Below are 26,848 nucleotides of genomic sequence, written 5' to 3'. Positions count from 1 at the left end.
ATGAACGGGGGCCGCGTGAGCGAGTGCACGCAAGCGCGACCGGCAAGGACATGGGGGCGCGAATATCATGAACGGCTGCCACACCATCGCCCCATGACACCCCTCACCCCCACCCCGGAACCGCAACAGGTGCGTGGCGCCTGCCCGCACGACTGCCCCGACACCTGCGCCCTGGTCACCACGGTGGAGAACGGCGTGGCCCTGCGCGTGCAGGGCAACCCGGCGCACCGCCACACCGACGGCGCCCTGTGCACCAAGGTCTCGCGCTACGCCGAGCGCAGCTACCACCCCGAGCGCCTGCTCACGCCGCTCAAGCGCCGCGGCCCCAAGGGCAGCGGCCGCTTCGAGCCCGTGGGCTGGGACGAAGCGCTCGATGACATCGCGCAACGGCTCAAAGCCATCGCCGCGCGCGACCCGCAGGCCATCCTGCCCTACAGCTACGCCGGCACCATGGGCCTGGTGCAAGGCGAGGCCATGGCTGGGCGCTTCTTCCACCGCCTGGGAGCGTCCCTGCTGGACCGCACGATCTGCGCCTCCGCCGGCGGCGAGGCCCTGGTGCAGACGCTGGGCGGCAAGGTCGGCATGAAGGTCGAGCATTTCGCGCGCTCCAAGCTGATCCTGATCTGGGGCAGCAACTCGATCGGCAGCAACCTGCACTTCTGGCGGCTGGCGCAACAGGCCAAGCGCGAGGGCGCTCGCCTGGTCTGCATCGACCCGCGCCGCACCGAAACGGCCGACAAGTGCCACGAACATATCGCCCTGCGCCCCGGCACCGACGCCGCGCTGGCCCTGGCGCTGATGCACCAGCTCATCACCCACGGCTGGCTGGACCACGACTACATCGAGCACCACACCCTGGGTTGGGAAGGCCTGCGCGAGCGCGCCCTGCAATGGCCGCCCGAACGCGCCGCCGAGGTCTGCGGCGTGCCGGTGCAGCAGATCGTGGACCTGGCGCGCGCCTACGGCACCACGAAACCGGCCGCGATCCGCCTGAACTACGGCATGCAGCGCGTGCGCGGCGGCGGCAACGCGGTGCGCGCCATTGCCTGCCTCCCCGCCCTGGTGGGCGCCTGGCGCGACCCGGCCGGGGGCCTTCTGCTCTCGGCCTCGGGCCACTTCCCCGTGCAGCGCGCGGCCTTGCAGCGGCCCGACCTGCTGGCCGGGCGCGCGGCGCGCACGATCAACATGAGCACCATCGGCGATGACCTGCTGCGCGAGACCTCGCCCGGCTTCGGCCCGAAGGTCGAGGCCGTGATCGTCTACAACAGCAACCCGGTGGCGGTGGCGCCGGAATCCGGCAAGGTGGTGCAGGGCTTCGAGCGCGAAGACCTGTTCACGGTGGTGCTGGAGCATTTCCAGACCGACACCGCCGACCTCGCCGACTACATCCTGCCGGCCACCACGCAGCTGGAGCACTGGGACATCCACACCAGCTACGGCCACACCGACGTGCTGCTCAACCGGCCCGCCATCGCTCCGGTCGGCCAGGCCCGCACCAACACCGACATCTTTCGCGCGCTGGCCGCGCGCCTGGGCTTCGACGAGCCGTGTTTCGCCGACGACGACCTCACGCTGTGCCGCACCGCCTTCGGCGACGCGGTGGACTTCCAGCAGCTGCTGGACCAAGGCTTTGCCACGCTGAACCTGCCCGAAGCCCCGTTTGCCGATGGGCAATTCCCCACCGCCTCGGGCCGCTGCGAGTTCCACAGCGCGCGGCTGGCCGCCAAGGGGGAGGACGGCCTGCCCGACCACCTGCCCAACTTCGAGGCCTTTGGCAGCTCGACCCAGTTCCCGCTCGCCATGATCTCGCCGCCCGCGCGCAACTTCCTCAACTCCAGCTTCGTCAACGTGACCAGCCTGCGCGACATCGAGGGCGAGCCTCTGCTGGAAATCCACGCCGACGACGCCGCCGCGCGCGGCATCGCCAGCGGCCAGATGGTGCGCGTGTTCAACCAGCGCGGCGAATACCGCTGCAAGGCCAGCGTGTCCAAGCGGGCCCGCCCCGGCGTGGTCAACGGCCTGGGCATCTGGTGGCGCAAGCTCGGCCCCTTCGGCACCAACGTCAACCAGGTCACGAGCCAGCGCCTCACCGACATGGGCGGCGGCCCGGTGTTCTACGACTGCCTGGTCGAAGTGGCGACCCTGCCCGAGGGCGCCTGATGCGGCGTGGCCTGGCGCTCATGGCCCTCGCCCTGCTGGGCGCGGGCTGCGCCAGCACCACCGGGGTGGGCTATTACTGGCAGTCGGTCACCGGCCACCTGCGGCTGATGCAGGCCGCGCGTCCGGTGGACGACTGGCTGGCCGACGCCCAGGCGCCGGAGCGCCTCAAGGAACGGCTGGCGCTGGCCCGGCGCATCCGCGCCTTCGCCGTCACCGAGCTCGCCCTGCCCGACAACGCCAGCTACCACCGCTACGCCGACCTGCAGCGCCGCGCCGCGGTCTACAACGTGGTCGCCGCGCCCGCGCTCTCGCTCACGCTGCAGACCTGGTGTTTCCCGGTCGCCGGCTGCGTGGGCTACCGGGGCTACTTCGACGAGGCCGACGCGCGCGCCTTCGCCCGCACCCTGCCCGCCGATCTGGAGGTCGTGGTCTACCCCGTGCCCGCCTACTCCACCCTGGGCTGGATGAACTGGGCCGGCGGCGACCCCTTGCTCAACACCTTCATCGGCTACCCGGAAGGCGAACTGGCCCGCATCGTCTTCCACGAACTCGCGCACCAGGTGGCCTATGCCCGGGGCGACACCGAGTTCAACGAGGCTTTCGCCACCAGCGTGGAGCGGCTGGGCGGTGCGCGCTGGCTGGCGACCCAGGCCGGTGAGCAGGCGCGCACCGACTACGCGGTGTTCGACCAGCGCCGGCGCGCCTTCCGCTCGCTCACCTTCTCCGTGCGCCAGCAATTGCAGGACATCTACCGGGACACCACGATCGACGACGCCGAGAAGGCGCAGCGCAAGGCCACCGCCATGACTGGCTTCCACCGCAGCTACCAGGACCTCAAGCGCGGCTGGGGCGGCTTCGCCGGCTACGACCCCTTCGTGGCCCAGGCCAACAACGCCAGCTTCGCGGCCCAGGCGGCCTACGACGGCCTGGTCCCGGCCTTCGAGGCCCTGTTCGAGCGCGAAGGGCGCGACTTCGCCCGGTTCTATGATGCGGTGCGCGCCCTGGCCGCGCTGCCCAAGGAAGAACGGCGCACGCGGCTGCGCGGCCTGCTGCCCCTAGTGGCCAGCCAGGGCAGTTCACCACCTTGAGACCGACCACCCACCACACGAGGCAAGCATGGCAGACATCCATATCGAACGCGAACACGCCCTCGGGTTGCCCGCCGCCCGCAAGCTGGCCTGGCGCTGGGCCGAGCAGGCGGAAAACGAGTTCGACATGAGCTGCACTTACGAAGAAGGCAATGGCTGCGATGAGGTGCAGTTCACGCGCTCGGGCGTCAGCGGCACGCTCAAGGTGTCGGGTGAGCGCTTCGAGCTCGACGCACGCCTGGGCTTCCTGCTCGGCGCGTTCAAGGAGCGCATCGAAAGCGAAATCGTCAAAAACCTCGATGCCCTGCTGGCGGCGAAGAAGCCGGCCGCCAAAGCGGCGGCCAAAAAGAAAAAAGCCGGCTGAGCCGGCTTTTGTTGTGCCGTTGCGAGACGGCTCAGCTCAGGGATTCGATGAGGTCGATGTACTGCTGCATCGCGTCCTCGCTGCCCGTGCCCTTGAGGCCGTTCCAGGCGTCCCACTTGGCGCGGCCCACCATATCGCCGAAGCCGGGCTTCTTCTCGGCGTTGTCGCCGGTGGTGGCCTGCTTGTACAGCGCGTAGATCTTGAGCAGCGTGGCGTTGTCGGGGCGCTCGCTCAGGTTCTTGGAATTCGCCACCGCGGCGTCGAAACGGGACTTGAGATCGGCCATGAATGCTCCTGGTTTGAAATGAAACGCCCGGCGCGGGTCGGCCGGGCTTAGGGCTGTCCCGCTATCTTACGGTTTGGTCTGTCTGCACAATAGAGCCACAACCCCAAGACCAGCGGCACCGGCCTTTCAGCGGCCTGGTTCACGCACCCGAGGAGCATCCATGGTTCAACGCGTCGCCGCCCGGCCCGGCCCTTCCGCAGCGCGCCCTGCCGCCACCGCGAAATCCCCGGCGGCCCTCGTGCGGGGCGCGAGCGCCTCGGTCCAGCAGGCGCTGGCGAGCACCCTGGGCATGGAAGGCGAGCGCATGAGCAAGGTGGACACCGCCTGGCTGCGCATGGACTCGCCGTCGAACCTGATGATGATCGTGGGCGTCTGGATCCTGCGCCCCGGCCTCACGCCGGACGCCTTGAAGGCGCGCGTGCGCGAACGCCTGCTGCCCTACCCGCGCTTCGTGCAGATCGCGCGCGAGGACGCCGCCGGCGCGCACTGGTCCAAGGACGCGGATTTCCAGATCGATCGGCACATCGTCACACACAAGCTCAAACGCCGGCCCGGCCAGACCGAGCAGGACGCGCTGCAGGACCGCGTGGGCGACCTCGCCATGCAGGCGCTGGACCCCGAGCACCCGCTCTGGCGCTTTGAACTGATCGAGCGCTACGACGGCGGTTCGGCCCTGATCGCGCGCATCCACCACTGCATCGCCGATGGCATCGCGCTCATCAGCGTGATGATGAGCCTGGTCGACGGCGGCGGCGCGCCCCCCGAGCGCCAGCGCCGCAAGCCCGCGAAGATCGGCCTGGACGGCGCCGAGGACTGGCTGGCCGACACACTGATCCGGCCCTTTGGCGACATCACGGCCAAGGCATTGGAAGCCGCTGGCGGTGGCGCGGCGAAATCGCTTTCCATGCTTGCCGCTCCGCAGCAGAGCCTGAGCGACACGCTGGGCCAGGCGGTGGACATCGCGCGCATGGGCGGCCAGCTCGCCAGCGACCTGGCCTCGCTGGCGCTGATGCCCGACGACTCGCCGACCCGGCTCAAGGGCCAGCCCGGCCGCACCAAGCGCGTGGCCTGGTGCGAGCCCATCCCGCTGGACGAAGTCAAGGCCATCGGCAAGGCCATGAACTGCTCGGTCAACGACGTGCTGCTGGGCTGCGTGGCCGGTGCCATCGGCGCCTACCTGCGCGGTCTGGGCGACGACACCAGCGGCAAGGAGATCCGCGCCATGGTGCCAATCAACCTGCGCCCGATGGAAGACGCCTGGAAACTGGGCAACCGCTTTGGCCTCGTGCCCCTGGTGCTGCCGATCGGCCTGGACAACCCGATCGAGCGCGTCTTCGCGGTGCGCGCGCGCATGAACAGCCTCAAGGGCAGCCTGCAGCCGCTGCTGACCTTCGGCCTGCTCTCGGTGGCAGGCCTGCTCATCAAGCCGGCGCAGGACGCCATGCTCAGCCTGTTCGGCCGCAAGACCACGGCGGTGATGACCAACGTGCCCGGCCCCGCCACCAAGCTCAAGGTGTGTGGCTCCACCCTGGAGCAGACCATGTTCTGGGTGCCGCAGACCGGTACCGTGGGCCTGGGCGTGTCGATCCTGAGCTACGGCGGCGGTGTGCAGTTCGGCGTGATCGCCGACAGCCGGCTGTGCCCCGACCCGCAGCAGATCATCGACCGCTTCGAGCCGGAGTTCGCCCGGCTGCTGACGCTGACGCTGATGCTCCCTTGGGGCGAAGCGAAGGGCTAAAACCGCTTCTCCGGAGTGCACCTTCTTTGTCCAGAGCACCCAAGGAACCGGCTTTGCCGGGCCTTAGGGTGCGCCCCCCTTTTAGGGGGGACGCGCGAAGCGCGGCGGGGGGTCAGACCAATGCAAGACGGCGGTTGGCGATTTCCAGCAGGCCGTCGAAGATCAGGCTTTCCACCAGCTCCACCTCGGTGGACATGCTCGGCGCCATCTTCCAGCCCGCGCCCCCGGTCATGATGCAGACCGGCTGCTCGCCGCAATGGCGCCGCAGGTTCTCCACCATGCGCTGCACCGCACCGGCAATGGCAAAGGTGCCGCCGCTGGTGAGCGCGTCGCTGGTGTTGGTAGGAAAGTCGCAGACCTCGCCGGTGGGCACGTGAAGGCCCGCCGTGCCCGACTCCAGCGCGCGCAGCATGATGCCGTGGCCGGGCAGGATGATGCCGCCCAGGAAACGCCCCTCGGTGTCGATGGCTTCGACCGTGACGGCCGTGCCCACCATCACCACCACGCAGGGCTTCGCAGGGCCCCGGGCGAGCAGCCGCTGGCGCGCACCGATCATGGCCACCCAGCGGTCCGACCCCAGCCGGGCCGGGTGGTCATAGCCGTTGACCAACCCCGCTTCGGCGCTGCTGGACACGACCCAGTGTGGCGTCACGTCCCACAACTCCAGTTGCTCGCCGACCCGCCGCTTGACCGCATCACCAGCCACCACGCAACCCAGCACCCATTGCGGGGCGGGCAGGTGGCGCCAGTCGCCGTCTTCCAGGGTTTCGATGTTTTCCAGAAACTGCGCACCGCTGGCCAACAGCGCAGCCCCCACGCGTGGCGCGTCGTAAAGGGCCCATTTGAGGCGGGTGTTCCCTACGTCCAGGGCCAGAAAAGTCATGCGCGGATTATGACCAAGCCGTCACGCCCGGATTGCCGCAGTGCAGCATGGGGCGCGGCGGGCGGGTTCAGATCAATCCGATCCAGCAGGCCCGTTGCACGGCAGCCAGCTTGTTGTCGGTCTGCAACTTGGACATCGCGTTGGCGAGGTGGTAATTGACCGTGCGCTCGGAGCAGTCCATGCGCAACGCGGTCTCGCGCGCGGTCAGACCTTCGAAGGCCAGGTTGAGGCTTTCGAGTTCGCGCGGGCTCAGGCCTACCCGCTGCTCGGCGATGGTGCGTCGCAACATGGGCCACACGTTGAAGGCCGACCAGGCCAGCACCGCCGCCTCGGAGCGGTCGGCGAAGGCCCGTGGGCTGAACATGAAACACTCGAAGGCACGGCCCGCCGGCAGGCTGAAGGCCACGCGCACCAGCGTCTGGTAGCCGTGCGCCAGCCACAGGCGGCGCCAACGGCTCGACTGTTCGAACGAGGATTTGGAAATGTCCTGCCATGCCACCAGCGGCGCATCGCTGTCGCGCCAGCCCGCGCCGAAGTCCCGGCTTTCGGCCAGCGCCTCGGCGGCCCCCACCAGGCGGGGGGGATGCACCGCCAGCACCTCGCGCTGATCCCGCCCACCCAGGGGGTTCGGACCGAGAACCAGCACGGCGTCCACCCCTTGATCGCGCAGGGCGCAGACCCAGTCGGCCAGAATACCGTCCAGCCCGACACTGTCAAAGTTGACAGGCAGGGTCATGGTTGATAACACCCTGTTGCATACACAATGCCTGATGAATCAGGATGGGAGTCACGCGCCACAGGTGTTTGGCGATCGAAGGAGTGCATATTGTCTTTTGACCGGTTGTGGATGCTCAGCGCCAAAGCCCGCATGTGGCGGTGGGTGCTGGACGAGGTTGTCCACGCGCCTGTGGAGCCTATTTTGCACCCATCGCGGTACCGGTTGCTGTGGATCGGGGCATTCACGTTCGTCGGCCACCTGGTCATCTATGGCATTTGGGGCCATCTGGTGCCTCAGCCCTATGAAAATGTGTGGGCCCGCCTGGTGATGGCCTTCCTGGCACTCATTTATGTGTTGCCCCGGATTTCGCGCGACCCGTCGTCCACGGAAAGTGGGCGCCTCTTCAGTCTGGCCACCTGGATCCAGCTGCCCTGGTTCTTCACCTGGATGTACTGGATGAACGGGGGCAATGCCGCCTGGCTGGGCAGCGTCGCCGCCATGATCCTCATTTATTACCACGCGACCGACTGGCGCCTGGCCACGCTCGGCCTGATCACCGGCGGCATCGCGGGCTGGGCCACGGCGGAGTTCTATGGCGGCAGCACCCTTCCGTTCGAGGAGCCCCTGGCGAACGTGGTGGTGATCACCTTCTCCTGGCTCATGGGCCTGATGCTGGGTTTCTCCAGCGCCAACCTGCGCCGCGCCCGCCTGCTCAACACGCTGAGCACCATGGGCGTGATGGCGCACGAGTTGCGCACGCCGCTGGCCACGGTGAACCTCATGGGCGACGTGCTGCGCAACCTGGTGCAACACGACATCCCGGACCCCAAGCGCAAGAAGCTGGAGGAACTGGCCACGCGGCTGCAGAACCTGGTGCGCAGCATGAACCGCCAGATCGACACCCAGATTTCCAACGCGCAGCTCATGCGCCTGCCGCGCGAGCAGTCCCTGATCATGGCGGCCGAGCTGGTGCAGGAGGTGGTGAACCAGTACCCCTACCGCTCCTCGCGGGAGCGCGACTGCGTTCAGGTGCACATCCAGAGCGACTTCTGCTTTTCGGCTTCCCGCCCGCTGTTCGCCCAGGTGCTCACCAACCTGATCAAGAACGCGCTGCACGCACTGGCCGCGGCCAGCACGGCGCCCAGCCCGGGCGACTTGCGGGTGGACGTGGGCTTGCACCACGGCAAAGGCCGCATCGCCGTGTCGGACGACGGCATCGGCATCACGCACGAGCAGCAGCAGCGCATTTTCGAGCCCTTCTTCTCGACCCAGAGCGGCGCCGGCAACGGCCTGGGCCTGACCTTCTGCAAGAACGTGGTCGAGGCTGCCCACGGCCGCCTCAGCGTGCACTCCCAACCTGGGCTGGGCGCGGTCTTCATGATCGACCTCCCCCTCAACACATCTGCGGCCCAGACCTTGGCCGTCTCAGGCTGACCACGATGGCACTGACGATCTCACTCTTTCACCGCCCTGGCAGCGTCCTCTTCCTGGATGACGACACCGACTACCTGGAAATGCTGGGGATGGTCATCCCCTCGCACTGGCAGGTCGAGCTCTACTCACGCCCCTCGGGCTTCGCCGCCCGCATGCAGAACGAGCCCGCGCGCTGGGAGGCCGACGCCATGGCCCAGCTGCAGATGATCGAGCGCTGGCGGCAGGGCCAGCCGCTGCTGCCGCAGGTGTTGCGGTACTGGGCCGTGAGCGCCTCGCGGTACGAACTGGCCCAGATCTGCGTGGTGGACTACGCCATGCCCGGCACCGATGGCCTGCGGGTGCTCAACACCCTGCTCGACTGGCCGGGCTCGCGCGTGCTGCTGACGGGCCAGGCGGACGAGCAGATCGCCATCCAGGCCTTCAACAACGGCCTGATCGACCAGTTCGTGCCCAAACAGACCACGGACATCACGCGCCACCTGCTCGGTGTGCTGCGCAAGCTGTCCCAGACGCCACACCCCCGGCTCAACACGCTGTGGCGTGCCGCCCTGCGGCCGGCGCAGCAGTCCATGCTGCAGATCCCGTCGGTGGCACAGGCGCTGCGCGCTTACACCGAGCAGCACTGGGTGGAGTACGTGGTGCTCGGCGAGCCCTTCGGCCTGGTCGGCCTGGACTCCATGGGCAACTGCCACTGGCTGCAGCTCGAACCCACGGCCAGCCTGCCCGATCTGGCCGAACTCGCGGGCTCGGCCGGGCTGGGCTTCGACGCCGTGCGTGCCGTGCAGGCCGGGCAACGGCTGGCCGCCGTGGAACTGCACCAGCAAATGGGCCTGCGGGGCCCGGTGCGGACCGCGCAGGCCTTCCCGGTCGGGGACGACGGCGTGCTGTCAGGCGCCCTGTTCAGCCTGGACCGCGCCGACCTGCCCCAGCCCATCTATGCCTACCGGCACTTTCTGGAAGCCCAGGGCGGGCGCGAGGTTCACGACACTTAGGCCGCCAGAGCTTCCTCCTGGGCGCCGGCCTGGACGCGGGCGCGCCGGGCACAAGGCCAATCCCAGGGTTTGACGATCGGCGCGATCTCGCGCGCCACCGCTTCCAGGTGATCGAGCTCGGCCTCGGTCAGCGCCGCGTTGAGCGTGAGTCGCACCAGGGCGCGCTTGCTGCTGGTGGCCGGGGCACAGAAGATGGCGCCGAACACGCCGCGCTTTTCCAGTTCGTCGCGCAGGCGCATGGTGTCCGGCTCGGTGCCGGCTTCCAGCGAGATGATCTGCTCGGTGCCCTGGTGGATCCAGTAACCCAGGCCGCCCAGGGTGTCGCGCACCCGGCGGGTGATGGCCTTGAGGCGGGCCCGCTCGTCGTCGGCCTTCTGCAGCACCTCGACCGTGGCCCGCAGGCCGGCGATTTCATGGGGCAGCAGGCAGGAGCTGAAGATGTTGGGAAAGCTGGAGCTCAGGATGTAGTACCGCATGCTGGCCGGTGCGGTGAAGAAGCCGGCGCGCCCAGCGACCGATTTGGCCAGGCTGGCGGAAATGAAGTGCACCCGGTCCGTCAGGCCGAGTTCGGCGCACAGGCCCGCGCCGCCCGGGCCGTGCGTGCCCAGGGAATGCGACTCGTCGACCAGGATCATGCTGCCGTGCTTTTCCACCACCTCGATCATGGCTTCCAGCGGGCACACGGAACCGGTGGTGCTGTAGACCGAGTCCACCACCACCACGCCCGGGCCGTTCTTGGCCATGATCTTGTCCAGGTGGGCCGCGTCGTTGTGGCGGAAGGCAAAAGCCGGCGCGCGCGCGGCATGGGCCCCTTCCCACAGGGAAGCGTGGGCCTGGGTGTCCAGGTACACCGGGGTGTTGGCGTCGGCGATGGACTGCAGCAGGCCGACGTTGGCCGAGTAGCCGGACTGGCAGACGAAGGCGTCTTCCTTGCCGACCCAGCCCGCCAGCGCCATTTCGAGCGCGCGCGTGGGGTGCTGCTGGAGGAGAAACACCCCCGACTGCACCACGAACTCGCTGGACTTGGTGATGGCCTCGACCTGGGCCGCGACGATGCTCGGGTGACCCGTCACACTCAGGTAGTCGTTGCCGTCCAGGCGCACCGCATTGGGACCGGGCGAAGAGCCGTGCAGCACGAACTTGCCGCCCCAGTTGCCTTCCCAGCGGGGTTTGAAATCACGTTCCATCCGCTGAACCAGGGTGGCGGCCAGCGGTGGGTTCTTGTAAACGGCGTCTTGAGCGCGTTCCAGCGTTTCCATGGGATTCCCCTTAGCGGATAGAAAACCCCATTAAAAAAAGAAATCCGTGAAAAATCACACGACCCCTGTCAGGTTTGACAGGGGTTATGAGGCTTTCTTCTCAAGTTTCGGCTCGTCCTGCCGACAGGCGGTTACGCGGTGTAACAAGCCTTGAACGGCTGGCTCAGTTCTGGCGCCAGGGCAATTCGCGGAAGCGCCATCCCCCTTTGCGCCCCCGGTGGGCGTCGGCATCGGGGTCGCCTTCGAAGCCTTCGAGGATGTTGTAGGCCTCCAGACCGAGCTCGGTCGCGCGCTTGGCTGCCGCGACGGAACGCACGCCGCTGCGGCACAGCAGCACCAGCTTCTTGCCGCCGGCCGCCTCCCGCACCTGCTGATCGAAGGCCGGGTTCAGCGCCATGCCGGGCCACTGTTTCCAGGCGACGGGCACCGCGCCCGGCACAAAGCCCACCCACTCCCGCTCCGCGTCGGTGCGCACGTCCACCATCACGGCCTCGCCGCTCTGGATCCAGCGCCAGGCCAGTTCGGGCGACACGTCACCGGCGTAGGTGCCCTGGTGTGCGCCCGAGGGCGGCAGGGGCTGCATCTGCAGCGCGCCGTCGGCGTCGTGCCGCAGGCCGGACGTGAGATTGGCCGGCACGGCCTCGTCGATGCGCCGGGGGCGCGGCAGGTTCAGCGAGTTCATCAGGGCCACGAACTCGGCCTCGGTCTTGCCCGCCACCCGCACGTTGGTGGTTTTCTCGCGGCCGATGCTGGAGCACGAACGGCCCTGGTAGTCGTGGCCAGGCCAGACGATGGTGTCGTCCGGCAGCGCGAACAGCACCTGGGTCAGGCTGCGGTACAGGGCCTCTGCGCTGCCCGACTGGAAATCGGTGCGACCGCAGCCGTTGATCAGCAGGGTGTCGCCGGTGAACACGTGGTTCCGCCAGAGAAAGCTCATGCTGCCGGCGGTGTGGCCCGGGGTGTGCAGCGCCTTGAGCACCTCGCCGCCGAACTTCAGGGTGTCGCCGTCCTGGAGCTGTACACCCGCGGTGCCGATGCCACACCCCAGGGGCGCGGCGGTCTTGGCACCGGCCAGCTCGGCCAGCCGGCCCGCGCTGGTGATGTGGTCCGCATGAGCGTGGGTCTCCACAGTCCAGACCAGTTTCAAGCCGTACTCCCGCAGGGTCGCGAGATCGCGATCGATCTGCTCATCCACCGGATCGATGAGCAGCGCGTCACGGCTGAGTTGGTCGAACAGCACGTAGGTGTAGGTGCTGGAGGCGGGGTCGAACAGCTGGATCGGTTTCATCGGAAAACGCAAATGGGATAGGGGGCCGACCATCATGCCCGAGGGTGGCCCTCATGGATTTTCAACAGGATGTGAAGATATTTTCACGCCCATTTTTGGTGCTGGACCAGCCAAAAACAAGGGCTTGCGGCCGCGTGTATTCACTGGTCGGTGAAAACCCTGCGCTCCGCAATGGCAGCTTGGGCGCATCATCGGCGGCTCATCAACCCGACTGGAGACAACAGATGACTGACAAGAAGACCGTCACTTCGCGCCGAGGCATGCTCAAAGGCGCCGCCGTCGCGGCCGGCGCCATGTCCGTGCCGATGATCGCTACCGCGCAGACCACCACACTGCGCTTTCAGAGCACCTGGCCGGCCAAGGACATCTTCCACGAATACGCTGGCGACTTTGCCAAGAAGGTCAATGACATGGCCGGCAACCGCCTGAAGATCGAAGTGCTGCCGGCAGGTTCGGTGGTGCCAGCCTTCCAGTTGCTGGACGCGGTCGCCAAGGGCACGCTGGACGGCGGCCACGGCGTGGTGGCCTACTGGTACGGCAAGAACTCCGCCCTGGCCCTGTGGGGCTCCGGCCCCGGCTACGGCATGGACGCCAACATGGTGCTGGCCTGGCACAAGTACGGCGGTGGCAAGGCCCTGATGGAAGAGATCTACAAGAGCCTGAACCTCGACGTGGTCTCCTACCTGTCCGGCCCCATGCCCACCCAGCCGCTGGGCTGGTTCAAGAAGCCGGTGTCCAAGGTCACGGACATGAAGGGCCTGAAATTCCGCACCGTGGGCCTGGCCGTGGACGTGTTCACCGACATGGGCACCGCCGTGAACCCGCTGCCCGGCGGCGAGATCGTGCCGGCGCTGGACCGTGGCCTGATCGACGCGGCCGAGTTCAACAACGCCTCCAGTGACCGCGTGCTGGGCTTCCCCGACGTGGCCAAGAACTGCATGCTGCAGAGCTTCCACCAGTCCGGCGAGCAGTTCGAGATCCTGTTCAACAAGAGCAAGCTCAACGCCCTGCCGGCCGAACTCAAGGCCATCATCGAGTACGCGGCCGAAGCCTCCAGTGCCGACATGAGCTGGAAGGCCATCGACCGCAACTCGCAGGACTATGAAGCGCTGAAAAAGGGCGGCGTGAAGTTTTACAAGACGCCCGATCCGATCCTGCGCGCACAACTGGCCTCGTGGGACAAGACCATCGCCAAGAAGGCGGCCGAGAACCCCTTGTTCCAGAAGGTGCTCGACTCGCAGAAGGCCTTCGCGCAGCGGGCCGGCCAGTGGCACAACGACTACACGGTCGACTTCAAGATGGCCTTCAACCACTACTTCGCCAAGAAGAGCTGATCCCGGCACAGGGGAACGAGGGGCATGGCGCCGGCGCGATGCCCCTCTTTTTTTGCCCGTTTCACCGCGCCGGCTGAGGAATGACGATGCAATCCATCTTGTGGACCATCGATCGGCTGTCCACGCTGATCGGCAAGGTCTTTGCCTGGTGCGCCCTCCTGCTGACGCTGCTGATCAGCTGGGAGGTGTTCTCGCGCTACGCCCTGAACAACCCCCACGCCTGGGTGCTGGACGCCCAGATCATGTTGTACGGCACCATGTTCATGACGGCCGGCGCCTACACCCTGTCCAAGAACGGGCACGTCCGGGGTGACGTGCTCTATGGCTTCTTCCAGCCGCGAACCCAGGCCACCGTGGACCTGGTGCTCTACATACTTTTTTTCCTGCCCGGCATCGTCGCGCTGACCTGGGCCGGCTGGATCTACGCGGGTGAATCGCTCGCGATCCGCGAACAGACCTTCTCGGCCGATCCCTTGCCGCTGTACCCCTTCAAGTATGTGATCCCGCTGGCGGGCGTCACGCTGCTGCTGCAGGGCCTGGTGGAGATCGTGCGCTGCGTCCAGTGCATCCAGACCGGCGCCTGGCCGGCGCGGGAAGACGACGTGCAGGAAGTCGACGTCGAAAAACTCAAGGAAATGGTCAACGTGAAAGACGAAGACATCGCCGCCCTCGACGCCGTGGTCGTCGCCCAGGAGAAAAAACAATGAAGCTGCGCAAGGAACTCTGGTTCGGTCTCAGCTTCATGGCCCTCATCGTGGTGCTCGCGGCCGGTGTGCTGCTGAGCGCCGACACAATCACGCAAGGCCACCTCGGCCTGCTGATGCTCTCGCTGGTGGTGGTGGCGATCATGCTGGGCTTTCCCACCGCGTTCACGCTCATGGGCATGGGCATGCTGTTCACCTGGCTGGCCTATGAGCGGGATGTCACGCGCACGCTGGACCTGATGGTGCAGTCGGCCTACAAGACCATGGCCAACGACGTGCTCATCGCCATCCCGCTGTTCGTCTTCATGGGCTACCTGGTCGAACGCGCCAACCTGATCGAGTCGCTCTTCAAGAGCATGCACCTGGCCATGGCCCGGCTGCCCGGCGCTCTGGCGGTGGCCACGCTGGTGACCTGCACCATCTTCGCCACGGCCACCGGCATCGTCGGCGCGGTGGTGACGCTGATGGGCCTGCTGGCCCTGCCGGCCATGCTGCGCGCCGGCTACAGCGTGCCGCTGGCGGCTGGCGCCATCACGGCGGGGGGCTGCCTGGGCATCCTGATCCCGCCGTCGGTGCTGCTGATCGTCTATGGCGCCACGGCCGGCGTGTCGGTGGTCCAGCTCTATGCCGGCGCATTCTTCCCCGGCCTGATGCTGGCGTCGCTGTACATCGTGTACGTGATCATCGTGGCCAAGCTCAAGCCGCAATGGGCGCCGCCGCTGAGCGCCGAAGAGCGCCGGGTCCACCTGCCCACCCTGACCCAGCGCCTGACGACCGACCCGACCGCCCACGCGGTGCTGGGCCTGCTCAAGGGCCGGCGCAACGCGGATGTGCCGATGTCGCACCTGCTCAGGCAGATCGGCCTGGCCGCGCTGCCCGCGCTGATCTTCGCCGCCGTCATGATCCCGAGCTACGAGGCAGTGACCACGGTGAGGGCGGAGGCCGTGTACGAAATCGAGGAAATCGGCGCCAGCCGCTCCAGCACATCCGAAGGCGGCGGCCTGGCTGAACCCCCAACCGAAGGAGGTCTGGCCGAGCCCCCGTCCGAATCGGGCGGCCTGGCCGAGCCCCCGGCGGACCCCGATGTGCCCGAGGCCGCGGGCGGTCTGCAGCCGCCACCCGGTGCCGAAGCCGACAAACCGGCGGACGCACCCGCCGCTGCAAGCGAAGCAGCCACGGAGGCCGGCGCGGTGGACGACGCCGCCACGACGCAACCCGCCCCTACCTGGTGGTGGGTGGTCTTCGCGGTCACGGGCGCGCTCGTCACCCTGTTCTACCTGTTCCTCAGCTTCGCCCGCCTTGAAATCTTCAAGATGCTGCTGGCCTCGTTCTTCCCGCTGGTGCTGCTGATCCTGAGCGTGCTGGGGTCGATCGTGCTGGGCCTGGCCACGCCCACCGAAGCCGCGGCCATGGGGGCGCTGGGCGGCATGCTGCTGGCGGCCGCGTACCGGCGGCTCAACATGGCCGTGCTTAAGGAGTCGGTCTACCTGACGGCCAAGACCTCGGCCATGGTGTGCTGGCTGTTCGTCGGCTCTGCGATCTTCTCCGCGGCATTCGCGCTGCTGGGCGGGCAGGCGCTGGTGGAGCAGTGGGTGCTCAGCATGGAGCTCACCAAGATCGAGTTCCTGATCATGACCCAGGTCATCATCTTCCTGCTGGGCTGGCCACTGGAGTGGACCGAGATCATCGTGATCTTCATGCCCATCTTCATCCCGCTGCTGGCTCACTTCGACGTGGACCCGCTCTTCTTCGGCCTGCTGGTGGCGCTGAACCTGCAGACCGCCTTCCTCAGCCCGCCGGTGGCCATGGCCGCCTTCTACCTGAAGGGTGTGGCCCCCCCGCACGTCACGCTGAACCAGATCTTCCTGGGCATGCTGCCCTTCATGGGCATCCAGATCCTGGCCATCGTGCTGCTGTACATGTTCCCGGGCATCGGCCTGTGGCTGCCACAGCTGCTTTACAAGTGATCTGACGGGTCCGATCCACCCCAGGGGGGCGCTTTGGCGCCCCTTCTTTTTTTGGGGAAACGGGTTATATTACGTTTACGTAAACGTCAATTGACCGGATGCGCGAAGAATCGTGTCCGAGCCCCCCTAGCTGGAGACCGCATGCCCCGCCCCAACGACGCTTCCCTGCCCTTTCCGCGAGCGGCCCTGCGTGCGGGCAAAGGCAGCGCGTGGCGCGACTGGCAGGTCGAGCCGGTGGCCGAGGGCGCGCCGGCCGCCAAGGTCTCGCTCAAGAAGCTCAAGCCGGACGCCAAGCCCTTTTCCAGCGGTGACAAGGCGGCCGACCAGGCCAGCGTGCAGGCCCTCGCCGAAGAACTCGATGGCCTGCAGGACCTGTTCTACGCCGACCGCCGCTACAAGCTGCTCGTGGTGCTGCAGGGCACCGACACCGCGGGCAAGGACGGCACCGTGCGCGGCGTGTTCGCGCGCACCAGCCCACTGGGCGTGCACACCGTGGGCTGGAAGGCCCCGACCGAGGCCGAGCGCGACCATGACTACCTCTGGCGCATCCACCAGCAGATGCCCGGTGCCGGCGAAACCATGGTCTTCAACCGAAGCCACTACGAAGACGTGCTGGTGCCCGTGGTCAACCGATGGATCACGCCCGCCCAGACCGCCCAGCGCTTCGCGCACATCAACGACTTCGAGCGCCTGCTCGCCGAGACCGGTACCGTGATCCTGAAGTTCATGCTGCACATCGGCAGCGACGAACAGCGCCAGCGCCTGCAGGAGCGCGTGGACGACCCGACTAAGCACTGGAAGTTCAGCGAAGGCGATCTCGACGTGCGCAAGCAGTGGGCCGACTACCAGCGCGCGTACGAGGCGCTGCTGGCCCGCACCAGCACCCCCTGGGCCCCCTGGAACGTGGTCCCCGCCAACTCCAAGACCCACCGCAACCTGATGATCGCGACCATCGTGCGCGACACCCTCAAGGCTCTCGATCTGCGTTACCCGCCACCCAAGCCCGCGCTGGCCGGCCTGCGCATCGAGTGAGACCCTCCGCCATCCGCCCCCTGAGAGAGACACCATGAGCAACCTCGCCGCCGAGCACCAGGCACTGGCCAACTACCGCCCCACCCACAAGGTGCGTTTCGTCACCGCCGCCAGCCTGTTCGACGGGCACGACGCCGCCATCAACATCATGCGGCGCATCCTGCAGGGCATGGGCGCCGAGGTGATCCACCTGGGCCACAACCGCTCGGTGGACGAGGTGGTCACCGCCGCGCTGCAGGAAGACGCGCAGGGCATCGCCATCAGCTCCTACCAGGGCGGCCACGTGGAGTACTTCAAGTACATGGTCGACCTGCTCAAGAGCCGGGGCGGTGAGCACATCCAGGTCTTCGGCGGCGGCGGCGGCGTGATCGTGCCGGCCGAGATCCGCGAGCTGCAGGACTACGGCGTGACGCGCATCTACAGTCCCGAGGACGGCCAGAAGATGGGCCTGGCCGGGATGATCGGCGAGATGGTGATGCGCTGCGACCGCGACCTCAGCCCCTACGCGCCCAAGGCCTTGGCGGCCATCGAAGGCGGCGGTGAGATGAACTGGCGCGCGCTGGCCCAGCTCATCACGGCGCTGGAGAACGGCAGCGCGGACGCGGCCATCGTCTCCGCCCTGCGCGAGCAGGCCCAGACCAAGAAGGTCCCGGTGCTGGGCATCACCGGCACCGGCGGCGCGGGCAAGTCCTCGCTCACCGACGAGCTCATCCGCCGCCTGCGCCTGGACCAGGACGACCGCCTGCGCGTGGCCGTGATCTCGATCGACCCTTCACGCCGCAAGAGCGGCGGCGCCCTGCTGGGCGACCGCATCCGCATGAACGCCATCAACCCCTGGAGCCAGGGCCCGCGCGTCTTCATGCGTTCGCTGGCCACGCGCGACTTCGGCAGCGAGATCAGCGCCGCCCTGCCCGACGTGATCGCGGCCTGCAAATGCGCCGGCTTCGACCTCATCGTGGTCGAGACCTCGGGCATCGGCCAGGGCGACGCGGCCATCGTGCCGCACGTCGACCTGCCCATGTACGTCATGACGCCCGAGTTCGGCGCGGCCAGCCAGCTCGAGAAGATCGACATGCTGGACTTCGCCGCCTTCGTCGCCATCAACAAATTCGACCGCAAGGGCGCGCTCGACGCCCTGCGCGACGTGGCCAAGCAGGTGCAGCGCAACCAGGAGGCCTGGAGCACGCCACCCGACCAGATGCCGGTGTTCGGCACCATGGCCGCACGCTTCAACGACGACGGCGTGACCGCGCTGTACCAGGCGCTGAAAGTCCGCCTGGGCGACCTCGGTCTGCCGCTGCAGGAAGGCCGGCTGCCCGCGGTGAAGGTGCGCCACAGCACCAACCAGACGCCCATCGTGCCGCCCGCGCGCACGCGTTACCTGGCCGAGATCAGCGACACCGTGCGCGGCTACAAGAAGAAGGCGATCGAGCAGTCGCGCCTGGCGCGCGAGATCCAGCAGCTCCACGCCAGCGCGGCCATGCTGCGCAAGGACAAGCCCGAGCGCGCGCGTGCCGCCGAAGCGGTGATCGACCTGGCCCAGCTGCGCGAGCTCGACCAGGACCCGGCCGCCCGCAAGCTGCTCGCCCAGTGGCCGGACATGCAGAAGGCCTACGCGGGCGACGAGTACGTGGTGAAGATCCGCGACAAGGAGATCCGCACCGCGCTGACGACGAAGAGCCTCTCGGGCACCGTCATTCGCAAGGTCGCGCTGCCGAAGTACGAAGACCACGGCGAGATTCTGAAGTGGCTGATGCTGGACAACGTGCCCGGCAGCTTCCCCTACACCGCCGGCACCTTCGCCTTCAAGCGCGAGGGCGAGGACCCCACGCGCATGTTCGCGGGCGAAGGCGACGCCTTCCGCACCAATCGCCGCTTCAAGCTGCTCTCCGAGGGCATGGCGGCCAAGCGCCTGTCCACCGCCTTCGACTCGGTCACGCTCTACGGGAACGACCCCGACCCGCGCCCCGACATCTACGGCAAGGTGGGCAACTCGGGCGTGAGCATCGCCACGCTCGAGGACATGAAGGTGCTCTACGGCGGCTTCGACCTCTGCCACCCGGCCACCTCGGTCTCCATGACCATCAACGGCCCGGCGCCCAGCATCCTCGCGATGTTCATGAACACCGCGATCGACCAGAACCTGGACAAGTTCAAGACCGAGAACGGCCGCGAGCCCACCGACACCGAGGCCGCCAAGATCCGCGAATGGGTGCTCGCCAATGTGCGCGGCACGGTGCAGGCCGACATCCTGAAGGAAGACCAGGGCCAGAACACCTGCATCTTCTCGACCGAGTTCTCGCTCAAGGTGATGGGCGACATCGCCGAGTACTTCGTGCACCACGACGTGCGCAACTTCTACTCGGTGTCCATCAGCGGGTACCACATCGCCGAGGCCGGCGCCAACCCGATCAGCCAGCTCGCCTTCACGCTCTCCAACGGCTTCACCTTTGTGGAGGCCTACCTGGCGCGCGGCATGCACATCGACGACTTCGCGCCCAACCTGAGCTTTTTCTTCAGCAACGGCATGGACCCGGAGTACACCGTGCTCGGCCGCGTGGCGCGCCGCATCTGGGCCACCTCGATGCGCGACCGCTACGGCGCGAACGAGCGCAGCCAGAAGCTGAAGTACCACGTGCAGACCAGCGGCCGCTCCCTGCACGCGCAGGAGATCCAGTTCAACGACATCCGCACCACGCTGCAGGCGCTGATCGCGATCTACGACAACTGCAACAGCCTGCACACCAACGCCTTCGACGAGGCCATCACCACGCCCACCGAAGACTCGGTGCGCCGCGCCATGGCGATCCAGCTCATCATCAACCGCGAATGGGGCCTGGCCAAGAACGAGAACCCCAACCAGGGCGCCTTCATCATCGACGAGCTCACCGAGCTGGTGGAAGAGGCCGTGCTGCAGGAGTTCGAGAAGATCGCCGAGCGCGGCGGCGTGCTGGGTGCGATGGAAACCGGCTACCAGCGCGGCAAGATCCAGGACGAGTCCATGCACTACGAGATGCTCAAGCACACGGGCGAGTACCCGATCGTGGGCGTGAACACCTTCCGCAACCCGCATGGCGACCCCACGCCCGAGACGTTGGAGCTCGCGCGCTCGACCGACGACGAGAAGCAGAACCAGCTCAAGCGCCTGGCCGACTTCCACGCCCGCCATGCCCATGAGTCGCCCGCCATGCTGCAGCGCCTGCGCCAGGCGGTGATCGAGAACGGCAACGTGTTCGAGGTGCTGATGGACGCGGTTCGCGTGTGCTCGCTCGGCCAGATCACCAGCGCGCTGTTCGAGGTGGGCGGGCAGTACCGCCGCAACATGTAAGGCGAGCGCTAAGCAGTGCCCGTCAGGGGCACCGAGGGTCCGGCTGCGCCGGCCCCAGGTTCACATCGGTTTCTCCAGCGGCAGGTTGAGCAGCAGGTTCTGCGGCTTGAGCTTGAGCAGACCGTCCGCCGCCATGGCCAGGCCCAGGTAGACCGGCTTGCCGCGCACGTCGGCACGCATGTCCATGGGGTCGGGGAAGCTCAGCCGGAACAGGCTGATCAGGTGGCGCTGGCGCTCGGGGTCCACCTCATTGCCCAAGTAGAGGTCGTTGAGCAGCGCGGTCGAGGCCACGTCCAGCCCCACATGCCAGCGCCAGGACGGGTCTTCCACCCGTGACTCGGGCTGGATCTTCACGGCCACACCGTGGAAATGGCGCACCCACTTCTCCAGCACCGAGGCCAGCGCCTTCAGGCCCGAGCGGGAGCGTGCCATGGTGAGCGTGAGGCCGTGCGGCAGTTCGTTCTGGATCTCGTGCGTGAGGTCGAGCACGAAGTTGAAGCGACCGGGCCCCACGCGGCTTTGCAGGTAACGCGGCGCGTTGTCGTCGCCCAGCACCTCGATCTGCGTGGCCGGCAGCGCCGCACCGCCCTGCACCAGCAGGCGCCCCAGTTCGCCCAGGCCACCGGTTTCATTGAGCAGGTCCAGCACCTCGCTGTCGCCGCTGAGCACGCGGCCGTCCTGCACGCTCACGCGCTGGCGACGAAACAGCATCTCGGCCGCGCGCCAGGCCCAGGCGTCGGGCTCGTCCTCCAGCAGGCGGCACACCAGGGCCTGCACCATCAGGTCCAGGAACAGCGGCGGGATCTGGATCGCGCCGGCCTGGAAGAAGCCGGCGTAGGCGGCTTCGAGCGAGCCGGCCGCGATCACCGCGTCCCGGAAGCCCAGGAACAGGCGGTGGTTGGCGCGCGCGTCGTCGTCCTCGAAGGCGTCCAGCTCGGCCGCCGCCACGGCGCGCGTGGGCGCGGCCATCAAGGCAGCGTGCAGCGCGCGCTCGGCGGCACAGGATTCCTCGACCAGCGCGAGTTCCGGGCGCTGGAGCCAGAGCCGCCAGTAGCCGTCGGTGGGGCTCAGCCAGCCGCGCGCATCGCGGATGAGCAGTTCGTGGCCGCAGGACGACCAGATGGGAAGGGAAGAGGCGTCGGACATGAAGAAAACCCGCTGCGCGCGGGCGCGTGGCGGGTTGGGAGTCGAGGGGTGAACGCATTGTCGTTCACCTGCGGCGGCGCCGGGGCGCCGCGGACTCAGGGCGCGGCCTGCAAGGCGCCGGCTTTGCGGCTGCCCGTGATCGCCCGTGAGGCGTAGGGCGCGGGCGCATCGCGCGTGTAGGTCGCATCCGGCACGCCCGCCAGGCCGATCAGGGCCTGCAGCGTGGCATTCGGCCAGAAGTTGGGGCTGCTGATGTTGCTGGCGCCCGGGATGTTGGTGGCCACCGAGTTCACGTTGTTCGACTGCGTCAAGTTGGAGAAGCTGCTGGCGAACAAGGACTGGTTGCCGGTCCCCACGAACAGGTTGGCCGTGAGCGCGACCGAGGCGCCGCCGGCCACGGACAGGTAGGCGCCGCCCGAACGGGTGATGGCGACGGTGTTGTGCACCATCTCCAGCGAGGTATTGGCGTTCGACAGGCCTTCCATGCCATAGGCGATCGCGTTGTTGTTCTGCGCGTTCGGGCCCTTCTGGAAGAAGTTGCCCTTCAGGACCACGCGGCCGCCGTTGGGGAAATCGGCCAGGTAGCTGGAATTGCCGCTGGGCCCGTCCATGAAGTAGCTGTTCTGGATGATGGACTCGCGCGCCCGGCTCTTGAGGTTGTGGCCGACCTTGGCCTCGTGGAAATAGCTGGAGTTCACCGTCAGCCGGTCGATCTGGTTGACGTAGATGTTGTGCGTGTAGCCATCACCCAGGCCGTTGCGCGCGAACTCCGAACTTTCAATGGTGATGGTGGCCGAGCCGGCGTTGGCCAGGATGCCGTTCTGGTTGTCGTAGAAGCCGCTGTTGAGGATGCGCAGGTCGCCCGTGTGCTCGGCGCGGATGCCGGCACCGTTCTGGTCGGGCACCGTGGTGTCGCGGAACTCGATGTTGTCGATGGTGATGTTCGCGCCCGACACCACCCACAGGCCCTTGCCCCGGGCGTTGTTGCCGTTGGCGAACAGGCGCGCGCGGCTGCCCACGCCGCAGATGGTGAGGTTGTTGACGGTCCAGGAGGCGACGTCGCCCTGGTAGTCGCCGCCCGCGATCTTGATCACATCGCCGGCCTGCGCCACCGCGGCCGCCGCGCTGGGCGTGGCATAGGTCTTGCCAGGGCCCACCTGAAGCACGCGGCCCGGTGCGGTGTCGCACGCCGCGCCGGCCGACAAGGGAGGTGCGGGCGATGGCGTGGCGCTGCCGCCCCCTGCGCCACCACCGCCCGACGGGCTGTCGCCACTGCCGCCGCCGCCCCCTCCGCCGCCACCGCCCCCACAGGCGCTCAAGGCAGCGGCCAGCAACAGCGCGAAGCCGGGAACAACAAGGGAAGAGGACAGGCGGCGAGCAGGGGCGCTCAGGTGCGGAGTGGGTTGGATGTTCAAGATAGGCAACGCAAGAAAAACAGACACGGGCCAGGCAGGCCAATCGTCCGCGTTCTGAAGAAGGGGTCCGGATCCATCAAAGACAAGGGTACGGGGTGGAGTATCGCCGCTCAGCGCTCTGCCCCGCGCCAGGACCGGGAAATGGTCGCCAGTGTGGCCGCTGGCGCCGGATCGCCTGCCACAGAACGTGTTTTTATGTAACCGAGATTCGCCGCCCTGTCTCGGCAGCCCCGCAGGCCAACGGCTTCGGACGTAACAGCTCATACGCTTTGATGCATGAAAAAGGCCCGCGCGAGGCGGGCCTTGGAAACGGTGCGCGGGACCGGGCTCAGGGCGCGGACTGCAGCGCGCCGACCTTGCGGCTGCCCGAGATCGCGCGCAGCGTGTAGGGCGCCGGCGCATCGCGGGTGTAGCTGGCATCGGGCACAACGGACAAGGCAATCAGGGATTGCAGCGTCGCGTTGGGCCAGAAGTTCGGGGTGGCGACGTTGGACGCGCCCGGAATGTTGCTGGCCACCGAGGTCACGTTGTTCGACTGCACCGCGCTGCCAGCGGCGTACCCGCCGGTGATCAGCGCCGGGCTGCCCGTGCCGGCGAACAGGTTGGCCGTGAGCTTGACCGAGCTGGTGCCGTTGGCAATGGCCAGGAAGGCACCGCCTGAGCGCGTGATCACCACCGTGTTGTGCACGGCCTCGAAGGTGTTGCTCGGGTTGGACAGGCCTTCGGCGCCGTAGGAGATGGCATTGGGGTTGTCCGCGTTCGGGCCCTTGTGGAACATGTTGCCCTTCAGCACCACCTTGCCGCCATTGGGGAAGTCGGCCAGGTAGCTCGACGTGCCGGTGGCGCCGTCCATGAAGTAGCTGTTCTCGATCACCGACTCCTTCGCCCGGCTCTTGAAGTTGTGGCCGATCTTGGCCTCGTGGAAGTGGCTGGAGGTCACCGCGATGCGGTTGATCTGGTTCACGTAGATGTTGTGCGTGTAGCCATCGCCCCGGCCGTTGCGGCCGAACTCGGAGCGGTCGATCGTGATCGTGGTCGCGCCGGCCGCGGCCAGGATGCCGTTCTCGTTGTCGAAGAAGCCGCTGTTGCGCACCGTCAGGTTGACGCCGGGTTCCACGCGAATGCCGGCGCCGTTCTGGTCGGGCACGGTGGCGTTGCGGAACTCGATGTTGTCGATCGTGATGTTGGGGCTGGAGACCACCCACAGGCCCTTGCCCTGCACGTTTTTCCCATCGGCGAACAGCCGGGCCTTGCCGCCCACGCCGCAGATGGTGAGGTTGCTGGCCTTCCAGGTCGCCGCGTCACCGCGGTAGTCGCCGGCGGTGATCTTGATCACGTCACCGGCCTGCGCCACGGCGGCGGCGGCGCTCGGCACGCTGTAGGTCTTGCCCGGGCCCACCTGCAGCACGCGGCCGGTGGCCGTGTCGCAGGCCGTGCCCGAGGGAGCGGGTGCCGGCGCGGGTGCGGGTGCGGGAGCAGGGGCTGGCGCCGGGGCGGGTGCAGGGGCTGGCGCGGGTGCCGGTGCGGGAGCAGGGGCCGGCGCAGGAGCGGGGGCTGGTGCAGGTGAAGGCGCCGGGGCTGGAGCCGGCGCGGGTGCAGGGGCTGGCGCGGGCGCCGGGGCGGCAGCGGCCATCACCTGACAGGTCTTGGCCGAGCCCTTGGCCGGGTCGGAGCCGAAGTAATAGCTGGTGCACAGGCCACCGGTGCGGACCGTCTTGTAGGCCCAGCGGGTGCCGGTGCCATAGCGCACGTTCTTCGTGCCGGAGACGCGGAAGATCTGGCCTTCGTTGGCGATCTTGGTCCAGCTCGTGGAAGCGGTCTGTGCCTGGGCCGGAGCGGCGGCCACCATCGAGAACATGACCGCGCAGGCGGCCAGCACACCGGCGTGCGAAGCCGGACGGGAGAGGGAATCGAGTTGGGACATGGGAAGAATCACCTGAGAGCTGATGAAAGAACGGCCGCCTCCTGAACACGGGTCTTCCGTGCCCTCCTGCCTGGCGGTCCGGCGGTTTATGGGGATGACTGCAGTGCGCCCGCCTTGCGGCTGCCTGAGATCGCCCGCGAGGCATAGGGCGTGGGCGCATCGCGCGTGTAATTCGAGTCCGGCACCACCGACAGGCCGATCAGGGCCTGCAGCGTCGCGTTGGGCCAGAAGTTCGGGCTGGCGATGCTGCTGGCGCCCGGGATGTTGCTGGCCACCGAGGTCACGTTGTTCGACTGCGCCGCATTGCCGGCGGCGTAGCCGCCCGTGATCAGCGACGGGCTGCCCGTGCCGGCAAACAGGTTGGCCGCGAGCGTGACCGACGAGGTGCCGCTGGCGATGGCCAGGAAGGCGCCGCCCGAGCGGGTGATGGCCACCGTGTTGTGCACGGCCTCGAAGGTGTTGGTCGGGTTCGACAGGCCCTCCGCACCGTAGGAAATGGCATTCGGGTTGCTCGCCTGCGGCCCCTTGTGGAACAGGTTGCCGCGCAGGTAGACGCGGCCGCCGTTCGGGAAGTCGGCCAGGTAGCTCGACGTGCCCGTGGGGCCGTCCATGAAGTAGCTGTTCTCGATCACCGTCTCCCGGGCCCGGCTCTTGAGGTTGTGGCCCACCTTGGCTTCATGGAAGTAGCTGCGGCTCACCGTCAGGCGGTTGATCTGGTTGACGTAGATGTTGTGCGTGTAGCCATCGCCCAGGCCGTTGCGCGCGAACTCGGAGCCTTCGATGGTGATGGTCGACGAACCAGCGTTGGCCAGGATCCCGTTCTGGTTGTCGTAGAAGCCGCTGTTGAGGATGCGCAGGTCGCCGCCATGTTCGGCGCGGATGCCGGCACCGTTCTGGTCGGGCACCGTGGTGTCGCGGAACTCGACGCTGTCGATGGTGATGTTCGAGCCGGTGACCACCCACAAGCCCTTGCCGCGGGCGTTGTTGCCGTTGGCGAACAGGCGGGCCTTGCCACCCACGCCGCAGATGGTCAGGTTGTTGACGGTCCAGGAAGCGACGTCGCCCCGGTAGTCGCCAGCGGTGATCTTGATCACGTCACCCGACTGCGCCACGGCCGCCGCGGCACTGGGCAGGGCGTAGGTCTTGCCCGGGCCGACCTGCAGCACGCGGCCGGTGGCGGCATCGCAAGCGGTGGTCGAGGGGGCTGGAGCAGGTGCCGGTGCAGGTGCAGGTGCAGGTGCAGGTGCCGGTGCCGGTGCCGGTGCCGGTGCCGGTGCAGGGCTTGGCGCTGGCGAAGGGCGCGGTGCTGGCGAAGGAGCCGGGCTCGGCGCTGGCGCCCCGGCCACCGGTTCGTTGACCGTGCCACCACCCGTGGCCGTCCCTCCGCCGCCCCCACCACCGCAGGCGGTGAGCGTGGCCGCGAACAGCACGGCCAGCAAGGGCAGCGACTTGCGGGTCGAAGGGCCCTCCAGCCAGGGCGTCGGGGTCGGAATCGGAGTCGGGTTCATATCGGCGGCACAAAAACACCTTGACGCTCACACGAGGGCGGCGGCAGGGGCGATCGGGAAAGGGTTCCAGGTCACACTGCGCTGCAGTGTCGGACAGGCCAGGAACGTGAGATAAATCACCACGATGGGCGGAGACCCGCTCAGCGCGAACGGAGTATCAGCTTCCCAACGGCTTGGAGTCCGGCACGAAAGGTGTGGGTTGGTAACAAAATTCCCCGCCCGAAAAGAAGTGCCCGGTGGAGGGTGTGTGTGCAATGTCCGCCCACCGACCGGTGGCTGG

The 26,848-nt window shown here is 67.7% G+C and carries 20 protein-coding genes and 1 pseudogene; 11 read left to right on the top strand and 10 right to left on the bottom strand.

The genetic code is table 11. From position 1 onward, the window contains the following. Positions 1–93 precede the first annotated feature (93 nt). From ACODTB_RS03095 to ACODTB_RS03085, 3 genes are read left to right on the top strand one after another with little or no spacing between them, the layout of a single operon-like run. Positions 94–2,160, top strand: a complete 2,067-nt coding sequence (locus ACODTB_RS03095; protein WP_291111086.1) for a molybdopterin-containing oxidoreductase family protein — start codon at positions 94–96, stop codon at positions 2,158–2,160. Next, positions 2,160–3,248 carry an aminopeptidase gene (locus ACODTB_RS03090; protein WP_291111084.1) on the top strand — a complete coding sequence of 363 codons (1,089 nt, stop codon included), beginning with the start codon at positions 2,160–2,162 and terminating at the stop codon, positions 3,246–3,248. Before ACODTB_RS03095 ends, ACODTB_RS03090 begins: the two co-directional genes overlap by 1 nt. A 28-nt stretch (positions 3,249–3,276) precedes the next feature. Then, complete coding sequence (locus ACODTB_RS03085) at positions 3,277–3,612, top strand: polyhydroxyalkanoic acid system family protein (RefSeq protein WP_291111082.1); 336 nt, start codon at positions 3,277–3,279, stop codon at positions 3,610–3,612. A 31-nt stretch (positions 3,613–3,643) separates the two neighbouring features. Here the strand turns inward: ACODTB_RS03085 and ACODTB_RS03080 are convergent, their stop codons facing one another. Next, positions 3,644–3,898, bottom strand: coding sequence for an acyl-CoA-binding protein (locus ACODTB_RS03080; RefSeq protein WP_291111080.1), 255 nt, complete (start codon positions 3,896–3,898; stop codon positions 3,644–3,646). 304 nt (positions 3,899–4,202) lie between these two features. Between ACODTB_RS03080 and ACODTB_RS03075 the strand changes: the two genes are divergently transcribed. Continuing rightward, positions 4,203–5,636 (top strand): wax ester/triacylglycerol synthase family O-acyltransferase, encoded by a 1,434-nt coding sequence (locus ACODTB_RS03075; protein WP_291111257.1) that lies wholly within the window; start codon positions 4,203–4,205, stop codon positions 5,634–5,636. Between the two features lie 112 nt (positions 5,637–5,748). Here ACODTB_RS03075 and ACODTB_RS03070 read toward each other — a convergent pair whose 3' ends face one another. Both ACODTB_RS03070 and ACODTB_RS03065 read right to left on the bottom strand, forming a co-directional pair. Then, positions 5,749–6,519: a type III pantothenate kinase gene (locus ACODTB_RS03070; protein WP_488929094.1), complete on the bottom strand. Its 771-nt coding sequence runs from the start codon at positions 6,517–6,519 to the stop codon at positions 5,749–5,751. A 67-nt stretch (positions 6,520–6,586) separates the two neighbouring features. Further along, the gene (locus tag ACODTB_RS03065) at positions 6,587–7,255 is read right to left on the bottom strand and encodes a helix-turn-helix transcriptional regulator (RefSeq protein WP_291111076.1); all 669 of its coding nucleotides are present in this window, start codon (positions 7,253–7,255) and stop codon (positions 6,587–6,589) included. Between the two features lie 183 nt (positions 7,256–7,438). On the opposite strand from ACODTB_RS03065, the gene ACODTB_RS03060 reads away from it, so the two are divergent. Beyond that, entirely contained in the window at positions 7,439–8,671 is a 1,233-nt protein-coding gene (locus tag ACODTB_RS03060; protein ID WP_291111074.1) for a sensor histidine kinase, read from the top strand. Positions 8,672–8,676: 5 nt separating this feature from the next. Further along, complete coding sequence (locus ACODTB_RS03055; RefSeq protein ID WP_291111072.1) at positions 8,677–9,663, top strand: response regulator; 987 nt, start codon at positions 8,677–8,679, stop codon at positions 9,661–9,663. Here ACODTB_RS03055 and cqsA read toward each other — a convergent pair. The 3 genes and pseudogenes from cqsA to ACODTB_RS03040 form a co-directional block, all read right to left on the bottom strand. Next, positions 9,660–10,922 (bottom strand): alpha-hydroxyketone-type quorum-sensing autoinducer synthase, encoded by a 1,263-nt coding sequence (gene cqsA, locus ACODTB_RS03050; RefSeq protein ID WP_291111070.1) that lies wholly within the window; start codon positions 10,920–10,922, stop codon positions 9,660–9,662. The two genes, ACODTB_RS03055 and cqsA, sit on opposite strands and share 4 nt — an antisense overlap. Positions 10,923–11,085: 163 nt before the next feature. Next, a complete protein-coding gene (locus ACODTB_RS03045; protein WP_291111254.1) occupies positions 11,086–11,505 on the bottom strand; it encodes a rhodanese-like domain-containing protein in 420 nt (139 codons plus the stop codon). 24 nt (positions 11,506–11,529) lie between these two features. Continuing rightward, positions 11,530–12,210, bottom strand: a pseudogene (locus tag ACODTB_RS03040) (MBL fold metallo-hydrolase); the annotation flags it as partial. 224 nt (positions 12,211–12,434) lie between these two features. Here ACODTB_RS03040 and ACODTB_RS03035 point away from each other — a divergent pair. The 5 genes from ACODTB_RS03035 to icmF all read left to right on the top strand — a co-directional run bounded on the left by ACODTB_RS03035 (position 12,435) and on the right by icmF (position 20,575). Continuing rightward, entirely contained in the window at positions 12,435–13,544 is a 1,110-nt protein-coding gene (locus tag ACODTB_RS03035; protein WP_291111068.1) for a TRAP transporter substrate-binding protein, read from the top strand. A gap of 86 nt (positions 13,545–13,630) precedes the next feature. Continuing rightward, positions 13,631–14,251, top strand: coding sequence for a TRAP transporter small permease subunit (locus ACODTB_RS03030; protein ID WP_291111066.1), 621 nt, complete (start codon positions 13,631–13,633; stop codon positions 14,249–14,251). Further along, positions 14,248–16,215, top strand: coding sequence for a TRAP transporter large permease (locus tag ACODTB_RS03025; RefSeq protein WP_488929093.1), 1,968 nt, complete (start codon positions 14,248–14,250; stop codon positions 16,213–16,215). Before ACODTB_RS03030 ends, ACODTB_RS03025 begins: the two co-directional genes overlap by 4 nt. Positions 16,216–16,356: 141 nt before the next feature. Further along, entirely contained in the window at positions 16,357–17,247 is an 891-nt protein-coding gene (locus ACODTB_RS03020) for a PPK2 family polyphosphate kinase (RefSeq protein WP_291111062.1), read from the top strand. 34 nt (positions 17,248–17,281) lie between these two features. After that, the gene (gene icmF / locus ACODTB_RS03015) at positions 17,282–20,575 is read left to right on the top strand and encodes a fused isobutyryl-CoA mutase/GTPase IcmF (RefSeq protein ID WP_291111060.1); all 3,294 of its coding nucleotides are present in this window, start codon (positions 17,282–17,284) and stop codon (positions 20,573–20,575) included. A 60-nt stretch (positions 20,576–20,635) separates the two neighbouring features. Here the strand turns inward: icmF and ACODTB_RS03010 are convergent, their stop codons facing one another. The 4 genes from ACODTB_RS03010 to ACODTB_RS02995 all read right to left on the bottom strand — a co-directional run bounded on the left by ACODTB_RS03010 (position 20,636) and on the right by ACODTB_RS02995 (position 26,568). Beyond that, positions 20,636–21,721 carry a DUF6352 family protein gene (locus ACODTB_RS03010; protein ID WP_291111058.1) on the bottom strand — a complete coding sequence of 362 codons (1,086 nt, stop codon included), beginning with the start codon at positions 21,719–21,721 and terminating at the stop codon, positions 20,636–20,638. 95 nt (positions 21,722–21,816) lie between these two features. Next, a complete protein-coding gene (locus ACODTB_RS03005; RefSeq protein ID WP_291111056.1) occupies positions 21,817–23,136 on the bottom strand; it encodes a right-handed parallel beta-helix repeat-containing protein in 1,320 nt (439 codons plus the stop codon). A gap of 328 nt (positions 23,137–23,464) precedes the next feature. Beyond that, entirely contained in the window at positions 23,465–25,060 is a 1,596-nt protein-coding gene (locus ACODTB_RS03000; protein ID WP_291111054.1) for a right-handed parallel beta-helix repeat-containing protein, read from the bottom strand. 86 nt (positions 25,061–25,146) lie between these two features. Next, entirely contained in the window at positions 25,147–26,568 is a 1,422-nt protein-coding gene (locus ACODTB_RS02995; RefSeq protein WP_488929092.1) for a right-handed parallel beta-helix repeat-containing protein, read from the bottom strand. Positions 26,569–26,848 lie beyond the last annotated feature (280 nt).

It is taken from the genome of Hydrogenophaga sp. FG152, from assembly GCF_057809615.1.
The sequence above is the reverse complement of the archived record's forward strand: the minus strand, read 5'-3'. Positions and strand labels throughout refer to the sequence as shown.